This window comes from Micromonospora okii, assembly GCF_020884795.1.
GTDB classification, from domain to species: Bacteria; Actinomycetota; Actinomycetes; order Mycobacteriales; family Micromonosporaceae; genus Micromonospora; species Micromonospora okii.
On the sequence record NZ_BBZF01000015.1, the window covers coordinates 302,437 to 322,017 of the forward strand.

Here is a 19,581-nt window from a genome sequence, read left to right on the forward strand (position 1 = left end):
GAGTAAGCGTCACGCCGGCAGCTCCCGGTTCAGCTCGTCCAGTAGTGGCTCGCCGCGGTCGCCGAACGTGTTCGCGTACCCGTCGATGCCGCCACGTTCCGTGAACGGCGCGCCCTCCAGGTCGTCGGGGGTGATCTCCACGCTGACCGCTATCACGTTCTTAATCCTCTCCAGCCACCACACCTGGTCGGCAGTGAAGGTAGCCCCCGCCTGCTCCTGCCGCAGCAGCCACCCACGGAAGCGCTCCTCAACGGACGTCCGGTATGGATGAAGCTCCTGGTCAAGCCCCAGTTCGTACCGGATGAGGGAAACCAGGTCGGTCACCCCGCGCGGGCCTGGCTGCGCCGAGGTCCGTCCGAGCAGGACGTATGCCTTCCACAGCGACTCCGGCGTCCACGCCTGCGGGGGCCGGCCGATACGGGCGGCCAACTCCCTGAGCTGGTCGTAGCTGATCCGGCCGCGGCTCTCGTAGAAGACCTGCAACACGGCGATCTCGTCGCGGTGCTGCTCCAGGTAATCGCGCCAGCTCCGCACGATCACCCGCGCGCGTTCCTCGGGCGGCACGCCGGCCGCCGAGACGAGCTGGTCGACGTTGACCTCGTCGATCGTGATGTCGTGCGAGCGCCGGATCTCCAGGATGCGGTCGCGCAGCGGCAGGTTCGCGGCGAGCGGGCGCAGCGCGCCCGCCAGCAGATCCCGTACGGCCTCCGGTCCGGACTGGTTGGCCGGGTGGAGGCGCTCGGGGGCGACCGCGTCGACCATGCCGCGCACGATCGCCCGCAGCGACTGGCCGCCCAGCTCGGCCAGCTCGGCGCGCTCGGGGTCGGTGAGCTGGCGGTCGAGCCGGGCCAGCCGGGACGCGAGGGTGGCCACCTCGTCCGCGTCGGCGGTGAGCGTGCCGGCCTTGCGGAGCAGGTCGCGCAGCGAGACCTGCTTCTCGGAGTGGTGTTGCAGCGGCGACGCCGCGTCCAGGTCGGCCTCGGTGACACCGACCGCGTCCACGATCACGAAGCGGTCCTTGACCTGCGCGTCGGGGGTGACGGCCTGGAAGTCGGCCGGGTCGATGGTGCGAGCCCCGCGCCCCTTCATCTGCTCGAAGTAGGTGCCGCTGCGCACCGGACGGAGGAAGAAGACGCACTCCAGGGGCTTGACGTCCGTGCCGGTGGCGATCATGTCGACGGTCACCGCGATCCGCAGCTCGGGGCTGTTGCGAAACGCCTGGATGAGGGCGTCGGGGTTGTCGCCGTCCCGGCGCGACGAGTAGGTGATCTTCTTGGCGAAGTCGTTGCCGCGCCCGAAGACGTCGCGGACCATCGCCACGATCTCCTCGGCGTGGTTGTCGTCGCAGGCGAAGATCAGCGTCTTCGGCACGGTGGAGCGGCCCGGGAAGATCTCGGTGAAGAGGCGCTTGCGGAAGGTATCCAGCACGAGCTTGAGCTGCCCCTTGGAGATTACCGACCGGCCGACCTGGCTGCCGCCGTACGTAAAGTCGTCCTCCAGCTCCTCGTAGCGCTCGGCGCGGGTGCGGCGGTCCCGGCGCGGCACGACGGTGCCGGGCTCGATGGTTCCGCCGGACTCGGTGATCTCGGTCTTGATCCGGTACACGTCGAAGTCGACGTTGACGCCGTCGGCGACCGCCTGCTCATAGGTGTACTCCGAGACGAGGTTCTGGCCGAAGAAGCCGAGGGTCTGCGCGACGGGCGTGGCGGTCAGCCCGACCACGAACGCGTCGAAGTACTCGATCACCGCCCGCCACTTGCCGTAGATCGAGCGGTGGCACTCGTCCACTACGATCAGGTCGAACGTCTCCGGCGGGAGCTGCGGGTTGTAGCCGACCTCGGCCGGGGCGTCCAGGTCGTAGCTGTCGTACCTCTGGTCGTCGGCGTCGGGGTCGGGCAGCTCCGCGCCGCGCAGCGCCCCGTACAGCCGCTGGATCGTGGAGATCACCACGTTGGACGAGTCGAGCATCCCGGCCCCGGTGAGCCGGTCGACGGCGTACAGCTCGGTGAACTTCCGGCCGTCGTCCGGCGTCTGGTAGCCGGCGTACTCGCGGAGGGTCTGCTTGCCCAGGTTGTTCCGGTCGACCAGGAAGAGGACGCGGCGGGCGCGGGCGTGCTTGAGCAGCCGGTAGCTGGCCGTCACCGCCGTGAACGTCTTTCCCGCGCCCGTGGCCATCTGCACGAGAGCGCGCGGCCGGTCCTCGGCGAGCGATTGCTCCAGGCCCTCGATGGCATCGGCCTGCGCGTCGCGCAGGCCGGCCCGCTTCAGCTCCGGCATCCGGCGCAGCCGGGCGCGCAGGGTGGGCGCGGCCGGGTCGTCGTCCGCCTCCCGCATCCACCGCGCGAGCGTCTCCGGCCGGTGGAAGGCGAAGACCTCCCGGGTACGCGGGAACGGGTCGAGCCCGTTGACGAAGGCGGTCTCGGTGCCGGTGGCGACGTACCCGAACGGAAGGAGCGCGTCGTCGCGCCGCCAGGCGCTCAGCTTCTGCGCGCGGGTCAGCCCGGCGCGGTACCGGTCGAGCTGCGCCTCCACGCCGCGCGGGGCGGTGCCCTCCCGCTTGGCCTCGATCACGCCGACGAGCTTCTGGTCGACGTAGAGCAGGTAGTCGGCGCGGCCCGTCGCCAGGGTCACCTCGCGCACGGCGACGCCCCGCCCGGCGAACAGATCGATTCGGTTGAGGTCCTGCACCAGCCAGCCGGCGGCGGTGAGCTGGCGGTCGATCTCGACGCGGGTCTGCGCCTCGTTCAGCGGCTCCCGGGAGGCTCGGCGCGCGCGGGCGATGAACGCCTCCCGCCCGGCGGCGGAAACCTTCGCCGGTTTCGCGCTGTCGAATGCCCGCTGCGCCGCCTCGGCCGCCGGCTCCAGGCGGGCCACCAGCGCGGCGGCCTCCGTCCGACCGGCGTCGGCGGCCCGTACCGCCGCCTCGGCGGCTTGGGCGGCCTCGGCCTGGGCCTGGGCCAGGGAGGGCTTCCCCGCCAGCAGCAGCTTGGCCTCGGCGAGTTCCCGCTTGTACCGGTCGATCTCGGCCTGAAGGCCGGCCGCGATGGCGGCGGGGACCTGGGCGGGCGGCGGGGTGGGCGGCACGAAGCCGATCGGTGAGCGGTCGTCGGTCGTGGCGCGGTGGAACCACAGGCCCAGCTCGAAGCAGGTACGCAGCAGCTCCAGCGCCGCGCGCAGCTCGCTGAGGTGCCCGTGCACCGCCTCGTTACCGACGTTGCGCAGCCGCTCGAAGGCGGCGAACACGTGCGGCACGAGGGTGCCATCGGCGTCGAGCGCCTGCACCTGGTGCACGAAGTTGGTGCTCTGTGCCTTCGCCCCGGTGCGCCGGACCAGGTCCCGGGCCAGCACCTCGCCGAAGCTGCGGGTCTTGACCATGGCGGCCTGGGCGTCGACGTAGACGAGCGACTCGGCGCCCGCGCCGTACCAGAGCAGCAGCGGGTGCCGCGCCAGAAAGCCGAAGTTGGCGGACTGCTTCGCCAGGCGGCGCAACTCTTCAGGATCCACGACGCTCCACGTCCAATGTCGACAGTGAACACGACAGGATATGGATCACCACACATGTTGTCGAGCGCACGTGTATCGGCTATCCGACAGATCTTCACGACAGGCATCGGTGGTCGTCGCCGACCGATCGGCCAAGATTCTTTTGATCATCGTGGGACCGACAGGAGACGGGGAGAGCCATGCCGGACAGCGTTCCCAGCACCGAGGACGAGGTGTTGGAGCGGCTCGAAGATGAGATCGCGTTCCTGGCCGAGAACCTGGCCGTAGCATGCGGAGAGATCGACGAGTTGGCCTACGAGCTCGACGACCATCTCGCCGAGAACGACCTCGAGCGGGTGGAGAGCGCCGTCAATCAGCTCGAGGGCCTCCTGGACGAGGAGGTGGCCGGTGACCTGGTCAGCTTGGCAAGACTTTGCGCCGTCCGCGACGGGCACCCCGCCGACGAGGACAGGAACGACCCGCCGGTCCCCACGCTGACCGCTGACGAGCTTCCTCCTTTCGTCCCCGACCAGGACCAAGAGGACGAGGACGAGGCCCGGATCGACAACCTGCGGGAGCGGATGGGCACCGTCGCCGATCACCTCCGCTCACTGTTCAGCTTCACCAGCGACCGGTTCGGGTCGGCCAGAACGGCGGCCGAGCATGGGTACGTCGGGCGGTCACTGAGCGAGCTGCGGCTGGCGCGGAAGGCAGCGGCGGAAGTGCCCCCCGGCTACAAGCTCTGGATGCGGTGCCTGAACGACCTGTATCTCGTCAGCCCGAGCAGCCTGGGTGCATACGGGCACATGCTGATGGATTTTGAGGCATTCCTCCAGGCCGAGCGCCCAGGGCGCGCCAGCGGGTGATCGACTCCGCAGCACGGCCCCGGGGGCCGCCCTTGATCGACTCGGTGTCGGCGACATTGCGCCTTCACCCGCCAACGGAACACCCCATGTCGGCGACATGGTGTCGGTCAAGGGCTCGCTCGCTCACACGCAGGCGGCCCACGGACTCGGTCGCTGACGACCGCCCGGCTGCGGCGAGCCGGGCAGCGGGCCACGGGACCGGGGCTTGGCGGCGGGAGCCGTCATGGATATCACCACGGCGCGGGCGTCAGTCGAGAAGGGCGATCAGGTGGTGGACTACCGGGTTCGTCGTGTCGCGCCGCCACGCCAGCCGGACGTCCACCGTGGGCACCGGGTCGGTGAAGCGGCGTAGGCGTACCCCCTTGACCCGCAGCGCGCGGGCGCGGCCCGCCGGGACGGCCGCGACCACGTCTCCCCCGGCCACCGCCCGCAGCAGTTGCTCGTCGTCGGGCTCGTGGCGGACGAGGCGGAAGCCGCCGTCGGGCCACACCTGGGCGATGGTGCGATCGAACATGCCGGGGCCGTTCTCGCGCGGCCACATCACCGCCGGGAGGTCGACCACCTCGGGGCGGCTGATCCGGCGGCGCCCGGCGGCGAGGGGGTGCCCCGCCGGGACGGCCAGCAGCAGTTCCTCGGAGTCGACGAACCGGCAGGTCAGGCCCGGTTCGTCGACCGGTGTGCGGACGAACGCGGCGTCGAGGCGGCCGGCGAGCAGGCCGGCGACGTTCCGCGCGGTCCAGGCGGTCTCGGAGGCCACCTCCACGTCGGGGTGGGCGGAGCGGAAGCGGGCCACCAGGGCGTCCGTCCGGCCGCCCCGGGCCGATCGGGTGTACGCCAGCCGCAGCCGCCCGCCGCGCCCCCGGACCAGGTCGCGGATGCGCTCGGTGCCCGCCCCGACCTCGGCGAGCAGCCGGGTGGCCTCGGCGGCGACCCGCTGGCCGACCTCGGTCAGCGTGCAGCCCCGCCGGCCGCGGTGCACGAGCGGCACGCCGAGTTGGCGTTCCAGGGCCCGGATCTGCTGGCTGAGCGCCGGCTGGGCGATGTGCAGGCGGTCGGCGGCCCGGGTGAAGTGCAGCTCCTCGGCGAAGACCGCGAAGTAGCGCAGCCGCCGCAGGTCCCACCACCCGTCCCGGCCAGCGGAGTCCAACATGGCCGCCATCATAAGCGCCGCTTATGGTCGACCGCCGTTTCCGTCTTGGACGCCGCGCCGCGCATCCCGGCAAGATCCAGGGCCAACGGACGCGACGAGGGGAGGACGCGATGACGGACGCGACGGACGTGGTGGTGGTCGGCGGCGGGGTGGTCGGGCTGACCGCCGCCGTCCGACTCCAGGAGCGGGGCGCGCGGGTGACGGTGTGGGCCGCGGACGAGCCGGCGGACACCGTCTCGACGTTGGCGGCGGCCGTGTGGTACCCGACCCGCACCGACGCCGACCCCCGGGTGCTGCGCTGGGCCGGGGAGACCTACGCGGAGCTGGGCCGCCAGGCGGAGCGGGGCGTGCCGGGGGCGGTGCGCAGGCCCACCCGGATGCTGCTGCGCCGCCCGGTCGACGGCCCGCCGTGGTGGGCGGGGGCGACCGGGGACCTGGTGGTCGAGCCGGCCGAGGCGCCGTACACGGCGCTGCTGCGGTTCACCGCGCCGACGGTGGAGATGACGCCGTACCTGGAGTGGCTTCGGGAGCGGGTCGGGGCCGGGGGCGGGCGGGTGCTGCGCCGCCGGGTGGACCGGCTCGACGAGGCGTTCGAGGCCGCGCCGGTCGTGGTCAACGCGACCGGGCTGGCCGCCGGCCGGCTCGCCGACGACCCGGCCGTGCACCCGGCGCGCGGGCGTGTGGTGCTGGTGGCGAACCCGGGGCTGACCACCTCGTACCGGGACGAGGAGAACCCGGAGGGGATGACCTACGTCCACCCGCGCCGGCGCGACGTGGTGCTCGGCGGCACGTACGAGGAGGGGTTGTGGAGCACCGCCCCCGACCCGGAGGCGGCGGCGGCGATCCTGCGGCGGTGCGTGGCGCTGGTGCCGGAGCTGGCCGGCGCGCCGGTGCTCGGCGAGCGGGTCGGGCTGCGGCCGGCCCGGCGCGGCGGGCCGCGGGTCGAGGCCGGGCCGGGGCCGGGCGGGGGGCGGCTGGTGCACGCCTACGGGCACGGCGGCGCGGGCGTCACCCTCTCCTGGGGCTGCGCCGACGAGGTGGCCCGCCTCGCCCTGGACGGCTGACCGGGTGGAGCGTCAGGGCATCAGGCGGGACAGCGCGAGGTAACCGCACTGGGCCAGCGGCAGGAGGAGCCCGCAGGTCACGAAGCCGAGCGGGACGAACCGGGGCGGCGGCGCGTCCGCGCCCAGCGCGGGCCGCCCCCACCGGCCCAGGGCCAGGTACCCGGCGACGAAGGAGAGCACCGGAAGCCCGGCACAGGTGGCGGCGTAGAGCGCCGCGGGGTTGACCGCGATGCCACCGACGCTCAGCATGACCAGCGCCAGCAGCACGCCGGCCACCGCGCAGCCGGCGTACACGGCCAGCGCCCGGGCCAACGGCGACCAGGTGGGCAGCAGCGGCGGGTGCCGGGCGACGGCCTCGGTGACCTGCACCAGGCGGTCGGTCTCGTCGGTGAGCCGCTGGGCCTCGGCCAGCTCACCCGCCGGGTCGACATCCCCGGCGCGGGGCGCGGGCACGCCGGCCGCCGCCGGCAGCGCCACCACCGCCCCGCCCGGGGCCCCCGAGGGGTACGGCCCGACGCCCGGCCGCCCCGGGGCGGCGGCTGCCGGGGCCGCCACGTTCGGCCCGGCGACGGTCGACCCGGGGATGGGTGGCCCGGGGGCGGTCGGCCCGGGAGCCGTCGGGGCGGCGGCGGTCGACGCGGAGGCTGCGGGGGTCGGGGCAGCGGGGGTCGTCAGCGCGGGGACGGGCAGGTTGATGGCCCGGCCGAGCTGGGCGAGGCGGTGGGACTGGGCGGTGAGTCGCCCGGTGAGCTGGTCGAGCGCGGTGTGCAGGGCGCGCTTGCGGGCGGCCTCGGCGGCGGCGTCCTGGTCGGTCTCGCGGCGCTGCTCGGCGAGCTGCCGGGCCAGCGCGGCGTACTCGGCGAAGGTGGACACGGCTCAGCGCTCCTCGTCCCGTTCGGACCCCGGCCCGGCGAACGGCACGATCAGCGCGGTGCGCCGGTCGTGCCGGTCCACCAGCAGCGCCCGGTCGGGGCGCGGGGTGTGGGCGAGGTCGTGCTCGCCCAGGTGCAGCCCCAGCTCCGCGCCGGGGACGTTCAGCGCGACGAGGCAGGCGACGTCGTCGCGGTGGTGCGCGCCGCCGAGGTCGTCGGCGAGCCGGCGCAGCCCGCGCCACCAGCCGAGCACGTGCACCCCGCGCCCGGGGCCCTCGCGCAGCAGGGCGCGCAGGTCGTCGTGGCCGGAGCGGAACGTGGTCGGGTCGGTGGCGGCGAGGGCGGCCGAGGCCGCGTCCGCGCCGAAGACCACGAGATAGGTGCGGCCGACGGGCGGGCGACCGGCGGCGGGTTCGTCGGCGAAGGAGCCGGCGAGGGCGCCGATCCGGTCGCGCAGGCCGGCCGCGTCGAGTCGCTCGACCGGGTGGCCGGCGGCGGTGAGCGCGGCGGCGGTGGCGTGGGCCACCGGGTCGACGGCGGCGACCAGCCCGGCGAGCAGGAACCGGGCCGTGCCGGGGGCGTGCTGCCGGGCGAGGCCCAGCGCGGCGGCCCACAGCACGTCCGCGCCGGCGGCCGAGGTGGCGACCACGGCCAGGTGCCGGCCCGGGGTGGCGTCCAGGGTGAACGAGGCCGTGCTGCCGGCCACGTCGACCGTCCGGCCCACGAGGGCGACCGGGGGCCCGGCACCGGGGTGCAGCCCGGCGAGGGTGGGATCGTCGGCCAGCCGCGCGGCGGCGTACCCCCGGAAGACGGCGGGCGGTGCGTTGTCGGCCGGCCGGTCCCGCCACAGCTCGTGGCGCAGCCGAGCCAGCTCGTCTCGGGCGGCGTACGCGTCGGGGAAGCGGATCACCGTGTCCGCGCCGGCCGCCCCGGCGGCCGTGTTGAGCACGGCGGCACCGACCGGCAGCGCGTCGGCGGCGGTGTTGAGCGGGTCGAGCACTCCCCCGCCGCCGGGCAGCGCCACCCGCAGCGGGAACTGCCCGAAGATCGCCTCGGCCCGGCCGTACAGCGACTCGATGCCGGTGGTGGACTGGCTGGCCAGGACCAGGTGGACCCCGTACGAGCGGCCCTTGCGGGCCAGCTCCTCCAGCAGGTCGACGGCCTCCCGGGCGAGGGCGTCGGTGCCGGCGAGCAGCACCTGGAACTCGTCGACGACCGCCACGATCCGGGGCACCGCCGCGTCGGCGGGCAGGTCGGCCAGCTTGGTGACGCCGTACCGCTTGAGGACGGTCGCTCGCCGGTTCAGCTCCCCGCGCAGCTCGCGCAGGACGGCCAGGCCGTACTCCCGGTCGGACTCGATGCCGACCACGCGGGCGTGCGGCAGCCAGGACGGGTCCCGCTCGGTGGGGACGAACTCGGTGAAGCTGACGCCCTCCTTGAAGTCGAGCAGCCAGAGCTGGAGCTGCGCCGGGGAGTAGCGGGCGGCCAGCCCGTACAGGGCGTCGAGCAGGAAGACCGTCTTGCCGGCGCCGGTGCGCCCGGCGACCAGCCAGTGCGGGGTGGCGTCGTCGAAGGCGACGGTGACCGGCTGCCGCCCGGCCCGGCCGACCACGGTGGACAGCCCGGCGGCGGCCGAGCCCGCCCAGCGGCGGCCCGGCAGCAGGTCGGCGAAGGCGGGTGGGAGGTCGCGGCGGGCCGCCGGGGCGAGGTGCGCGGCGAGGGCGGTCACGGTGGCCGGCGGCAGGTCGCCGTCGGGCACGACGGGGGCGGCCAGCCCGGAGCCGTCGGGGCTGAACGGGTGGCCGGGCGGGTCGCCGACGTGGGCGTACCGCTGCATCAGGCGCAGCGCGGTGGCCGCGCCCAGCGGCGGCGGCGCGTCGGCCCCGGCGGCGGCCCGGTGGCCCGCGAGCAGGACGCAGACCGCCGCCGACGGGCCGGCGTGGGTGAGCGCGGCGAGCCGGGCCAGTTCCCGGGCCGGGGGCGCGGCGGCGGCGACCAGCACCAGCAGCTCCCGGTCGGTGGCGGTGGCGTGCTGCGCGGCGCGGGCGTGCCGCTCGGCGGAGTCGAGCAGCGCGGCGACCTCGGCGTCGGTGGTGGCGGTCGGGGCGAGCACCCCGGCGTCGACGAGGGGGCGCAGCGGCAGGAAGGCGGCCCCGAAGGCGACCGTGTCGATCCCGGCGACCCGCACGGTGCCGGCGGGGGCGGTGGCGAGCAGCCGCAGCACCACGGCGCGCAGCAGCTCGCCGACGCGCGGGTCGCGGGCGTCGGCGTCCACGGTGAGGTGGCAGCCGCCGCCGAGCGGCACGACGACGGGGAAGCCACCGTCGAGGGTGGTCGCCTCGCCGATGCGCACGGCGGCGGGGACGTCGGTGAGGGCGGTGACGCCCGGGGTGGGCGCGGCGAGCCGCCCGCCGACGCGGGCCAGCCCGGCGACGAGGTCGGCGGCGGTCGGGGCGGCGGGCCCTGGTGCGCCGAGGGCCCCCCGTGCCCGTTCCAACCGGTCCCGGGCCTGCCGGTGCGCGGTGACCGCCTGGCCGTACGCCGCCGCGAGCCTGCCCACCCTTGCCCCCCACGGAATGGACGCCTGGTTCAGCGAACCCTAGCGGACTCGCGGCGGCGACGGACAGCCCGCCGCCGGTGTCTGCGGGGGCGGGCGGGGCGGGTCAGCCGGTGACGGCGGTCAGCGCGCGCAGGTAGCCGTGGCGGTAGCCGTCGGCGTTCGGGTGGTACGCCTCGATGACCCCGCTGACGTCGCGGATCCAGGGCGCGGCGGCGCAGACCCCGTGCCCGGCGAAGTACGGGCGGGTGTCGGCGAACGTGGCCCCGGCGGCGGCGGCCCGGCCGGCGGTCACCGAGGCGAGCACGTCGGCGGCCTCGTTGAGCAGCGTCCGCTTGTAACTGCTCATGGCCAGCAGGCCGCAGGAGGTGGTCTCGAACAGCCGCGGGTAGCCCAGGACGATCAGCCGCGCGTTCGGGGCCCGGTTGCGGATCGCGGCGTAGGTGCGGTCGAGCCGGCCGGGCAGCTCCGTGGTGGCGAAGGTCTTCGCCCCGGCGACCGCGCTCTCGCAGGAGCTGGTGCTGCCGAACCGGCAGCTCGTCATCACGTCGGCGAAGCCGGCGTCGTTGCCGCCGATGGTGATGGTGACCAGGGTGGTGCCGGCGCTGAGCGCGTTCACCTGCCCGCCGATGACGTCGGCGGTGACCGCGCCGCCGCAGGCGGGGAACGCGAAGCTGGTGACCGCGTGGGCGGCGGCCCACAGCGGGGCGTAGGACTTGTCGCTGCGCAGGCAGGTGGAGAGGTCGTACGGGCCGGCGCCGACGCCGGAGGAGTACGAGTCGCCGAGGGCCACGTAGTTGACGGCGGCGGCCTGGACCCGGGGGCGCTCGGCGTGGGCGGCGGCGGGGACGGCCGCCGCGCCGAGGGTGGCGGCGGCGAGGGCGGCCAGCGCGGTCAGGGCGCGGGCCAGCGGGCGGTGACGCATGGAGAACCTCCACGGGACGGGGGTGGTGGATCCTCGACGACCGCGCGCGTGGCCAAGGGAAACGGTGTTACCGCCCGGTAATGCTATCGAAACATCTCCATAGAAGGAATAGTTCGCGGAGCGCACAGCCGTTCACAAGTTTCGATTAGCTTGATCGATGCTTAACCCCGACGGAGGGAGTCCATCTCGTGCGACGCGTGTTCGCGGCGGCCCTCGCCGCCCTGACCGTCACCACCGCCGGCACGGCCGTGGCCGGCGCTCCCGGCCAGGCCGCCGCCTCCTCGGGCTGGGGCCGCCCACCCGTCGCCCAGGCCGCGCCCACCCCCGGCAGCCCCGGCCTGGGCGACAGCTACTTCCCCGACTACGGCAACGGCGGGTACGACGTCAGCCACTACGACATCCGGCTGCGCTACGAGCCGGTTACCGACCAGCTCAGCGGCACCACCACGATCCTCGCCCGGGCCACCCAGGATCTGTCCCGGTTCAACCTGGACTTCGTGCTCGGCGTCGAGTCCGTGAAGGTCAACGGCTGGACGGCGAGCTTCGCCCGCGAGGGCGCCCACGAGCTGGCGATCACCGCGCCCCGCCCGATCGTCAAGGGACAGTCGCTGACCGTCGTCGTGCGCTACGCCGGCGTGCCCTCGCAGACCCGGGTCGACGGCTACAGCGGCTGGACCCGGACGGCCGACGGCGGGCTCGCCGTCAACGAGCCCGAGTCGGCCTGGTGGTGGCACCCGAGAAACGACCACCCCCTCGACAAGGCCACCTGGGATGTCTCGGTCTCCGTGCCGACCGGCGTCGAGGTGATCAGCAACGGCGTGCAGCCGCGCCCGCCGCTGGCCGAGGCGGGCAACCGGACCCGGTGGAGCTGGCGCAGCACCAGCCCCGGCACGGGGTACGAGTCGTTCCTGGCCATCGGGCAGTACGACATCGTCACCGACACCGCCCCGAACGGGCAGCCCGTGATCAACGCGTACAGCACCACGCTGGGCACGCTCGGGCCGGCGGCACGGGCCAGCATCGAGCGGACCGCCGAGGTCAACGAGTGGGCGAGCGGGCTGTTCGGGCCGTACCCGTTCGAGGCGCAGGGCGGCGTGGCCGGGCCGGTCGACGGCATCGGCTTCGCCCTGGAGACGCAGACCCGCCCGGTGTACGGGCCGGGCTTCTGGCGGCGCGGGTCGAACCTCTACATCGTCGTCCACGAGAACGCCCACCAGTGGTTCGGCGCCTCGGTGTCGGTGGCGGACTGGCGGCACATCTGGCTCCACGAGGGCTTCGCCTCGTACGCCGAGTGGCTCTGGTCGGAGGAACAGGGCGAGGGCACCGCGCAGGAGTTGTTCGACTTCACCTACGCCAGCTACCCGGCCGACGACGAGTTCTGGCAGGTCCTGCCCGGCGACCCCGGGGCCGCCAACATCTTCGACGCCGCGGTCTACGACCGAGGTGCCCTGGCCCTGCACCAGCTCCGGCTCGCCGTGGGTGACGAGGCGTTCTTCCGCGTCCTGCGCCAGTGGACGGCCGACCGCCGGCACGGCAACGGCACCACGGAGCAGTTCCAGGCCCTCGCCGAGCGGATCTCCGGCCGGGACCTCGACGCGCTCTTCACCACCTGGCTGTTCACCCCGGGCCGCCCGGAGCTGACGGACTCGGCCGCCGCCCGCGCCGCCACCGCGCCGGCCGAGCCGAGGTCGTGGTCCAAGATCCGCGACACCCACCGGCTCCACGCCCGCTGACCCCTCGCCCACGGGCCCTCGGGCCTGCGAACGGTCCAGCAGCGGGCCGGCGAGCCGTCCGCTGCTGGTCCGATCGCGCGCCTTTGGAGCTGATGTCCTGAACGACTCACCGGGCCGACCCGCATGGTCGGCCCGGCGACGGGCAACCAGGCGACTCTGAGACTCGGCAACCAGGCGACCCGGCGACCAGGCGGTCTGGCGGTCTGGCGGTCTGGCGACCCCGAAACCCGATGGCCAGGCGACCTTCGGCCATACGACCCGGAGACCCCGGCGGCCCAGGTCGAGCTGGGAGACGTCGCCGCCGGTCGGGGCGGCGATGGCGGCAAGCCCGCCCACTGCCGAGCCGCTGGCGACATCAGCTCCAAAGGGGCCACAGACACCACCGGCAGCCGACCGGAGGCAGGTGCCGGGCGCGGGTTCGTCGCCGGGTAACCGGACCGAGGCGCTCCGGGTGATCGCGTCGGCGGCCCACAGGGCGGCACTGGCTACCCGGGAACTGGAACGCGAGAGCGCCCGTCGACGCGGCGCCGCACGTGTCGGACCGCCGCCGGGCGGGGCGGGGCACGGGGCCCCGCTCCGCCCGGCGGCGCGGGTCCGGGTGGGTCAGCGGGCCGCTAGGGGCTGCTGCGCCGGGTCGACCGGGGCGGGCAGGTCGCCCACCCCGCCGAGGTACGCGTGGATCGCGGCAGCCGCCGCGCGGCCCTCGGCGATGGCCCAGACGATCAGGGACGCGCCCCGGTGCATGTCGCCGGCGACGAAGACGCCGTCGGCCTCGGTCTGCCAGTCCGGCCGGGCGTCGATTGCGCCCCGGGCGTTGCGGGCGACGCCGAACTGCTCCAGCAGCGGCTGCCGCTCGGTGCCCTCGAAGCCGATCGCGAGCAGCACCAGGTCGGCGGGGAGTTCCCGCTCGGAGCCGGGCAGCGCGGTCACGATCCGCCGGCCGTCGCGCTTGGAGACGGTCACCTCGGCGATCCGCACGGACTTGACCTGGCCGGTGCCGTCGTCGACGAACTCCTGCACGGCGACGGCGAACAGCCGGTCGCCGCCCTCCTCGTGGGCGGGGTAGTTGCGCAGCACCCATGGCCAGGTGGGCCACGGGTCGCGCTCGGCGTCGCGGGAGTGCGGCGGTTCCGGGTACAGGTCGAGCTGGTGCACCCCGGCCGCGCCCTGGCGGTGGGCCACCCCGAGGCAGTCCGCGGCGGTGTCGCCGCCGCCGATGATCACCACGTGCTTGCCGGCGGCGTCGATCGGGGTGCCGTCGGGCAGCACCGCGAGCGCCGACCGGCCCTCGTCGGCCGCCGCGACCACCCGGTTCGCCGCGACGAGGTGTGCCATGGCCTGGTGCACGCCGCGCAGGCCCCGCCCCGGGGTCTCCGGGGTGTCCCGACCCTGGAGGGCTCCGCAGGCGAGCAGCACCGCGTCGTGCGCCTCGCGCAACTGCTCGGCGGTCACGTCGACGCCGACCTCGACCCCGGTGCGGAACCGGACGCCCTCGGCCTCCAGCTGGGCCAGCCGCCGGTCGATGTGCCGCTTCTCCAGCTTGAAGTCGGGGATGCCGTACCGGAGCAGGCCGCCGATCGCGTCGTCGCGCTCGTACACCGTCACGGCGTGGCCGGCGCGGGCGAGCTGCTGGGCGGCGGCCAGGCCGGCGGGCCCGGAGCCGACCACCGCGACGGACCGGCCGGTCGGCTCGGCCGCCGGGCGGGGGGCGAGCCCGCCCCGGGCCGCCGCGTCGGCGATCTCCACCTCCACCTGCTTGATGGTGACCGGATTGCCGCCGCCGATGCCGAGCACGCACGCGGCCTCGCACGGCGCCGGGCAGAGCCGGCCGGTGAACTCGGGGAAGTTGTTGGTGGCGTGCAGCGACTCCACCGCGGCGTCCCAGCCGCCGGTGCGGACCAGGTCGTTCCAGTCGGGGATGCGGTTGCCCAGCGGGCAACCGTCGTGACAGAACGGGATGCCGCAGTCCATGCAGCGGGTGGCCTGCTCACGGATCAGCTCCTCGCCGGCCGGCGGGTACACCTCCCGCCAGTCGGAGATCCGCACCGGCACCGGGCGGCGCCCGGGCAGCCGCCGGTCGTAGCGCAGGAAACCGTTCGGGTCAGGCACGAGCCACCTCCTGGGCGACCGCCCGCGGGGCGGGCGGCACCGGCAGCGCCGGTTGGGCCGGCCCAGCGGGCGCTGTCAGTTCTTTCATGACCGCGTCGTCGACGTCGCGGCCGGCGGCTTCGGCGGCCCGCATGATCTCCATTACCCGGCGGTAGTCCCGGGGCACCACGGCGGTGAACTCCTCCACCGCCTCCGGCCAGCGCTTCAGCAGGGCCTCGGCGACCGCCGAGGCCGTCTCGGCGAAGTGCCGCCGCACCAGCTCGTGCAGCCGGTCCCGCTCCTCGGCGCGCAGCGGGGACAGGTCGACCAGCTCGGTGTTGACCCGCCGCCGGTCGAGGTTCCAGACGTAGGCGGTGCCGCCGGACATGCCGGCGGCGAAGTTGCGCCCGGTCCCGCCGAGCACCACCACCGTGCCGCCGGTCATGTACTCGCAGCCGTGGTCGCCGACGCCCTCGACGACCGCCACCGCGCCGGAGTTGCGCACCGCGAACCGCTCGCCGACCCGGCCGCGCAGGAAGACCTCGCCCGCCGTGGCCCCGTACAGGATGGTGTTGCCGGCGATGATCTGGTCCTCGGCGCGCTCGCCGGGCGCGGACCCGCCGTCGACGAACGGCGCGGCGGCGTCCGGGCGCACGACGATCCGGCCGCCGGAGAGGCCCTTGGCGACGTAGTCGTTGGCGTCGCCGTGCAGGCGCAGGGTGACCCCGGCCGGCAGGAACGCGCCGAACGACTGCCCGGCGGTGCCGCGCAGCAGGAACTCGATCGTGTCGGCGGGCAGGCCGGCCCCGCCGAAGCGGCGGGTGACCTCGCCGCCGAGCATCGCGCCGACGCTGCGGTGCTCGTTGCGCACCGCCACCTCGACCCGCACCGGCGTGCCGTCGGCCAGCGCCGGCTGGGCCAAGGCGATCAGCTCGTTGTCCAGGGCCAGCTCCAGGCCGTGGTCCTGGGCCCGCACGCCGCGCCGGGCGGCGTCGGCCGGCAGCTCCGGCAGGTACAGGACCCGGTGGAGGTCCAGGCCCTTGGCCTTCCAGTGGTCGATCGCCGGTACGACGTCGAGCAGCTCGGTCTGCCCGATCGCCTCCTCGATCGAGCGCAGGCCCAGCTCGGCCAGGTATTCCCGGACCTCCTCGGCGAGGAAGAGGAAGAAGTTCTCCACGAACTCCGGCCGGCCGGTGAACCGCTCGCGCAGCACCGGGTTCTGGGTGGCGATGCCGACCGGGCAGGTGTCCAGGTGGCAGACGCGCATCATCACGCAGCCCTCGACGATCAGCGGGGCGGTGGCGAAGCCGAACTCCTCGGCGCCGAGCAGCGCCGCGACCAGCACGTCCCGGCCGGTCTTGAGCTGGCCGTCGACCTGCACGGTCACCCGGTCGCGCAGCTTGTTGAGCAGCAGGGTCTGCTGCGCCTCGGCCAGGCCCAGCTCCCAGGGGGTGCCGGCGTGCTTGAGCGAGTTCAGCGGGGACGCGCCGGTGCCGCCGTCGTGACCGGAGATCAGGATGACGTCGGCCTTGAGCTTCGCGACGCCGGCCGCGACGGTGCCGACGCCGGTCTCGCTGACCAGCTTGACGTGGACCCGGGCGGCCGGGTTGACGCACTTGAGGTCGTGGACGAGCTGGGCCAGGTCCTCGATCGAGTAGATGTCGTGGTGCGGCGGCGGGGAGATCAGGCCCACGCCCGGGGTGGCGTGCCGGGTCCGGGCGATCCACGGCCAGACCTTGTTGCCGGGGAGCTGGCCGCCCTCGCCGGGCTTCGCGCCCTGGGCCATCTTGATCTGGAGGTCGTCGGCGTTGACGAGGTATTCGCTGGTCACGCCGAACCGGCCGCTGGCGATCTGCTTGACCGAGGAGCGGCGGGCCGGGTCGTGCAGCCGCTCGACGTCCTCGCCGCCCTCGCCGGTGTTGGACTTGCCGCCGAGGCGGTTCATCGCGATGGCCAGGGTCTCGTGCGCCTCTGCGGAGATCGACCCGTACGACATGGCGCCGGTGGCGAACCGCTTGACGATCTCGGTGGCCGGCTCGACCTCCTCGATCGGCACCGGCGGGCGCGCGCCCGTGCGCAGGGTGAACAGCCCGCGCAGGGAGCCGGCCTTCGCGGCCAGCTCGTCGACCTTGGCCGTGTAGCGGCGGAACACGTCGTACTGGCGGCTGCGGGTGGCGTGCTGGAGCAGGAAGACCGTCTCCGGGTTGAACAGGTGCAGCTCGCCCTCGCGGCGCCACTGGTACTCGCCGCCGACCTCCAGCCGGTCCGAGGCCATCGCGCCGGGCGCGGGCCAGGCCAGGGAGTGCCGGGCGGCCACCTCGGCGTGGATGCCGTGCAGGTCGACGCCGCCGATGGTGCTCGGGGTGCCCCGGAAGTACCGCTCGACGAGGCGGGCGTTCAGGCCGACGGCCTCGAACACCTGCGCGCCGCAGTACGACGAGACGGTCGAGATGCCCATCTTCGACATGATCTTCAGGACGCCCTTGCCGAGCCCCTTGACGTAGTTGCGCACCGCCTTGCCCGGGTCCACGCCGACCAGCGCGCCCGTGGAAATCAAGTCCTCCACCGACTCGAAGGCCAGGTAGGGATTGACCGCGGCGGCGCCGTACCCGATGAGCACGGCCGCGTGGTGCACCTCGCGGCAGTCGCCGGACTCGACGACCAGCGCGACCTGCGTGCGGGTCTGCTCACGGACCAGGTGCTGGTGCACGGCGGCGGTGAGCAGCAGGGACGGGATCGGGGCGAGGTCGGCGTTGGAGTCCCGGTCGGAGAGCACCAGGATGCGCACGCCGTCCTCGATGGCCTCGGAGACGTGCCGGCAGATCTCGGTGAGCCGGGCCTTGATGCCGGCCCCGCCGTCGCGGACCCGGTACAGCCCGGAGACCCGCACGGCCTTGAAGCCGGGCAGGTCGCCGTCCTCGTCGATGCAGAGGATCTTGGCCAGCTCGTCGTTGTCGATCACCGGGTACGGCAGCACGATCTGCCGGCAGCTCGCCGGGCCCGGGTCGAGCAGGTTGCCCTCGGGGCCGATGGTGGTCTGGAGGCTGGTCACCAGCTCCTCGCGGATGGCGTCCAGCGGCGGGTTGGTGACCTGGGCGAAGAGCTGGTGGAAGTAGTCGTAGAGCAGCCGGGGCCGGGTCGACAGCGGGGCGATCGGGGTGTCGGTGCCCATCGAGCCGAGCGGCTCCGTGCCGGTGCGGGCCATCGGCGCGAGGAGGATCTTCAACTCCTCCTCGGTGTAGCCGAACGTCTGCTGACGGCGGCGCACCGAGTCGTGGGTGTAGACGACGTGCTCGCGCGGCGGCAGGTCGGCCAGGTCGATCAGCCCGGCGTGCAGCCACTCCGCGTACGGCTGCGCGGCGGCCAGCTCGGTCTTGATCTCGTCGTCGGAGACGATCCGGCCGGCGACCGTGTCGACCAGGAACATCTTGCCCGGCTGGAGCCGCCCCTTGGCGACCACGGTGGCCGGGTCGAGGTCGAGCACGCCGGCCTCGCTGCCGAGCACCACCAGGCCGTCGGAGGTGCGCCACCAGCGGCCCGGGCGCAGGCCGTTGCGGTCCAGCACCGCGCCGACGACCTCGCCGTCGGTGAACGCGACCGACGCCGGGCCGTCCCACGGCTCCATCAGGCTCGCGTGGAAGCGGTAGAAGGCGCGCTTGTCGGCGCGCATGTCCGGGTCGTTCTCCCACGCCTCGGGGATCATCATGAGCACCGCGTGCGGCAGGCTCCGCCCGGCCAGGTGCAGCAGCTCCAGCACCTCGTCGAAGTTCGCCGAGTCGGAGGCGGCCGGGGTGCAGACGGGGAAGACCCGGCGGATGTTGCCGGGCACGTGCCCGCCGGCTCCGCCGGCGGCAGCGGAAGCGCCGCTGAGCATCGACTCTCTTGCCTGCATCCAGTTCCGGTTGCCCCGGATCGTGTTGATCTCGCCGTTGTGCGCGATCAGCCGGTACGGGTGCGCCAGCGGCCAGGACGGGAACGTGTTGGTGGAGAACCGGGAGTGCACCAGCGCGATGGCGGAGACCACCCGCTCGTCGGTCAGGTCGGGGAAGAATTCGGGGAGCTGGTCGGGGGTGAGCATCCCCTTGAAGACCATCGTGCGGCAGGACAGCGACGGGAAGTACGCCGGCACGCCCCGCTCGGCGCTCTCCCGCTCGGTCTGCTTGCGCACGCAGAACGCCACCCGGTCCAGGTCGAGGCCGGTCAGCGGGGAGCCGGCCGGGCCGGCCGGGGTGTCGGTGAGCCGGCGCGCGGCCAGGAAGACCTGCCGCACCCGGGGCAGCGCCGCGAGCGCGGTCTCCCCCAGGCCGCCCGGGTCGGTCGGCACGTCCCGCCAGCCGAGGACGTCGGCGCCCTCGACGAGGGCGTACTTCTCCAGCACCCGGCGGGCGCGGGCCTCGCCGTCGTCGTCGGTCGGCAGGAAGACCAGGCCGGTGGCGTACTCGCCCTTGGGCGGCAGCGGGAAGTCGACCACCTCGCGGAGGAACGCGTCCGGCACCTGGATCATGATGCCGGCGCCGTCGCCCGTGTTGTGCTCCGCGCCCCGGGCGCCCCGGTGGTCCAGCCGGAGCAGGGCACCGAGGCCGTTGGCCACGACCGCGTGGGAGCGTCGCCCGTACAGGTCGGCCACGAAGGCGACGCCGCACGCGTCGTGCTCGTGCGCGGGGTCGTAGAGCCCGGCCGCGCGCGGGACCGACTGCGGGCTGTGAGGGTACGGAAAGGCCACCGGGCCTCCTGTCGTCACTCAGGTTGGATCATGTCGGGACGACGTCGGCCCTTATGGGTCTATTGAGTCTACGTTAGGGGTTGCGGCGCAAGGCCACTTCAGATTGATCACACTTCCAGA

At 74.3% G+C, this 19,581-nt stretch carries 10 protein-coding genes; 3 read left to right on the forward strand and 7 right to left on the reverse strand.

Features of this window, described 5'->3' with window-relative positions; genetic code table 11:
* Window positions 1-9: 9 nt before the first annotated feature.
* Window positions 10-3,504 (reverse strand): DEAD/DEAH box helicase family protein, encoded by a 3,495-nt coding sequence (locus tag LPU43_RS10870; RefSeq protein ID WP_229400150.1) that lies wholly within the window; start codon window positions 3,502-3,504, stop codon window positions 10-12.
* Window positions 3,505-3,683: 179 nt separating this feature from the next.
* Between LPU43_RS10870 and LPU43_RS10875 the strand changes: the two genes are divergently transcribed.
* Window positions 3,684-4,349: a hypothetical protein gene (locus LPU43_RS10875; RefSeq protein WP_229400151.1), complete on the forward strand. Its 666-nt coding sequence runs from the start codon at window positions 3,684-3,686 to the stop codon at window positions 4,347-4,349.
* A 247-nt stretch (window positions 4,350-4,596) separates the two neighbouring features.
* Here LPU43_RS10875 and LPU43_RS10880 read toward each other — a convergent pair whose 3' ends face one another.
* A complete protein-coding gene (locus tag LPU43_RS10880; protein WP_229400152.1) occupies window positions 4,597-5,499 on the reverse strand; it encodes a LysR family transcriptional regulator in 903 nt (300 codons plus the stop codon).
* Window positions 5,500-5,609: 110 nt separating this feature from the next.
* Between LPU43_RS10880 and LPU43_RS10885 the strand changes: the two genes are divergently transcribed.
* Window positions 5,610-6,563, forward strand: a complete 954-nt coding sequence (locus LPU43_RS10885; protein WP_229400153.1) for an FAD-dependent oxidoreductase — start codon at window positions 5,610-5,612, stop codon at window positions 6,561-6,563.
* 12 nt (window positions 6,564-6,575) lie between these two features.
* Here the strand turns inward: LPU43_RS10885 and LPU43_RS10890 are convergent, their stop codons facing one another.
* From LPU43_RS10890 to LPU43_RS10900, 3 genes are all read right to left on the reverse strand, one after another.
* The gene (locus tag LPU43_RS10890; protein WP_229400154.1) at window positions 6,576-7,436 is read right to left on the reverse strand and encodes a hypothetical protein; all 861 of its coding nucleotides are present in this window, start codon (window positions 7,434-7,436) and stop codon (window positions 6,576-6,578) included.
* Between the two features lie 3 nt (window positions 7,437-7,439).
* Window positions 7,440-9,995: an FtsK/SpoIIIE domain-containing protein gene (locus LPU43_RS10895; protein WP_229400155.1), complete on the reverse strand. Its 2,556-nt coding sequence runs from the start codon at window positions 9,993-9,995 to the stop codon at window positions 7,440-7,442.
* Between the two features lie 103 nt (window positions 9,996-10,098).
* Complete coding sequence (locus LPU43_RS10900) at window positions 10,099-10,917, reverse strand: SGNH/GDSL hydrolase family protein (protein ID WP_229400156.1); 819 nt, start codon at window positions 10,915-10,917, stop codon at window positions 10,099-10,101.
* A 188-nt stretch (window positions 10,918-11,105) separates the two neighbouring features.
* On the opposite strand from LPU43_RS10900, the gene LPU43_RS10905 reads away from it, so the two are divergent.
* On the forward strand, window positions 11,106-12,650 hold the full coding sequence (locus LPU43_RS10905; RefSeq protein WP_229400157.1) for a M1 family metallopeptidase: 1,545 nt from the start codon (window positions 11,106-11,108) through the stop codon (window positions 12,648-12,650).
* A 603-nt stretch (window positions 12,651-13,253) separates the two neighbouring features.
* Here LPU43_RS10905 and LPU43_RS10910 read toward each other — a convergent pair.
* A complete protein-coding gene (locus LPU43_RS10910) occupies window positions 13,254-14,759 on the reverse strand; it encodes a glutamate synthase subunit beta (RefSeq protein ID WP_229400158.1) in 1,506 nt (501 codons plus the stop codon).
* Window positions 14,752-19,461 (reverse strand): glutamate synthase large subunit, encoded by a 4,710-nt coding sequence (gene gltB / locus LPU43_RS10915; protein ID WP_229400159.1) that lies wholly within the window; start codon window positions 19,459-19,461, stop codon window positions 14,752-14,754. The genes LPU43_RS10910 and gltB overlap by 8 nt, the downstream gene beginning before the upstream one ends.
* Between the last annotated feature and the right edge of the window lie 120 nt (window positions 19,462-19,581).